At 41.3% G+C, this 2,098-nt stretch carries 3 protein-coding genes; 1 reads left to right on the plus strand and 2 read right to left on the minus strand.

Features of this window, described 5'->3' with window-relative positions; all coding sequences use genetic code 11:
- Positions 1-651: Ig domain-containing protein (locus ACYVRH_RS12095; protein ID WP_461257159.1), on the minus strand; the 651-nt coding region annotated here is incomplete at its 3' end.
- Positions 652-839: 188 nt separating this feature from the next.
- On the opposite strand from ACYVRH_RS12095, the gene ACYVRH_RS12100 reads away from it, so the two are divergent.
- Positions 840-1,193, plus strand: a complete 354-nt coding sequence (locus ACYVRH_RS12100; RefSeq protein ID WP_461257160.1) for a helix-turn-helix domain-containing protein — start codon at positions 840-842, stop codon at positions 1,191-1,193.
- 222 nt (positions 1,194-1,415) lie between these two features.
- Here ACYVRH_RS12100 and ACYVRH_RS12105 read toward each other — a convergent pair.
- A partial coding sequence (locus ACYVRH_RS12105; RefSeq protein WP_461257161.1) for a glycogen synthase occupies positions 1,416-2,098 on the minus strand: 683 nt, incomplete at its 5' end.

The raw sequence follows: 2,098 nt of genomic DNA on the forward strand, positions 1-2,098 counted from the left end.
GTTACAAAGAGCAATAGGGAGTAATGGGGTACGAACTCTGGTAACGCTGGCGGGTATGGTTATGTTGGTAAGGTTTCTGCAATACTCAAAATCCCAGCTATCAATGCTGGTAAAGGTACTGCCGGAAAGGTCAAGGCTGACATATTTGGTATCGTTTTCTCTTAGCACATAGTATATGGAGCTTTCGTAGTAATAGTCGCTGAGATCGCTGATGTTCAGTTTGATGATGTATGGTGTTGTTTGAGTGTTGTCAGGTTGGTCTTCTAACCATGCTCTAAAGTCTTCAATAGTTGTAAAGATAGGAGCGATTGATATTGATAATTGTTTTGTGTCGCTTCCTGTTGCGTTAGTTGCTTTAACGGTGAAAGTAGATTTTCCCTCTGTGGACGGCGTTCCTGAAATTATTCCTGTTTCCGCAAGGCTCAATCCTAGTGGTAATGTTCCGCTTTCAACGCTCCATGTAATGGGCGTGTCCCCTGTTGCCGTTAATGTTTGGTTGTAATGCATTCCCACCGTTACTCCCGACAATGACTCAGTAGTAATTGTTGGCGGTGTAATTTTAATTTTGTCTGGTTCGTCTTCGCAAGCGATAAATGCAAATATGATGGCGATAATGATTGCCATTCCGATAAATTGGTTTTTGTTTTTCACAGAATACTCCTTAAAACTGATTTATGTATAAAAAAGCCATTCCTAAAAGCGAAAGGCGTTTTTTCATACGGAACTATCCGCTTTATTAGATTATTCATATTCATTGTCTTTTAGTCAAGTAAATTTGAGCAACAATTAGGCAATTTGTCGATTATAGGTTAAGATTTATATTGTCTATGAGGCAAGTTTTGAAGAATTTGAGGGAGTTACTGGCTTATAATATGAAGGAAAACCGCAATAGGCTTGGGCTTTCTCAGTCTCGGCTTGCAGAGCGGGCTAACCTGTCCACCCAATATATTGCCATGATTGAACTGGCGCGTAAATTCCCTTCTCCTGAAATGCTTGAACAGATAGCTTCTGCCCTTGAAATTGACCCGCCCGAACTGTTTTCTATCCAGATTGCGGAAGCGCGAATTAGAAAATTCAAGAAGACTGTATTGACTGATATTGAAAAAGCCGTTTCTGTTGCGGTAATGCAAGTAATTGAGCGTAATCTTAAAGAACTGGAATCTCCCGATGATTGCGAATTGGAAGGTGATTGACACCATTTTTTCCATTACCGCTAGAAGATTTATGCCCAATAAAATTTACACAATTTTTAAGATAGGCCTAAAATTTTAAATCTTAAATCCAAAGATAAATTGCCACTTGATGAACGCTTTGCTGAAACTATCCAAAATAGCTAATGGCGCAAATATCAAATTTGTATTCTCCCCTCTTCTTCGTGTTCTTCTCTTCCTTCCTGTGAACTCTTCTCGCTAATTTTAAGCGTCAAGTTTTTTTGGCGCTTTAATTCCCTGCGTCTTAAATGCCGATTCGTACAAATCTATGTATTTTTTCGCCGAAAGCTCCCATGAGAAATCCTGCTTCATGGCGCGTTCTTGCATTTTTTTGATTTCTTTTTTTCTGTTGTGCCATGTCCACACTGCCCAAGTTACAGTGTCGTAAATTGAAGAAGGGCTTAGGTAATCAAACATAAAGCCGGTGCCGGTGCCTGACTTTTCATCGAAATTTTCTACGGTATCCGCAAGGCCGCCTGTTCTGCGGACGATTGGCAGTGTTCCATAAATAAGCGAATACATCTGGTTCAGGCCGCATGGCTCGTAACGGCTTGGCATTAGGAAAAAGTCGGAACCTGCTTCTATAAGATGGCTTATTTTTTCGCTGTAGCCGATTTTTGCCTTGAAGTTTGATAATCGCGAAGCAAGACCTGAAATTTCGTTTTCGCACCAGTATTCGCCGGAACCTAGCAGTACCATTTGCAAGTCCAAGTCGCGGCAAATTGACCATGCAGAACCGTAAGTGGGACCGAAAAGTTCTCCTACTCCCTTTTGATCAGTCAGGCGCGTAACCATTCCGATAACGGGAACATTTGGGTCGGGGGGCAGATTAAATTCCCTTTGCAGGGCTTCTTTTGCTTTTGCTTTGCCAGCCATATCTTTTATCG

The sequence above is a fragment of the Treponema sp. R80B11-R83G3 genome (genome assembly GCF_054786115.1).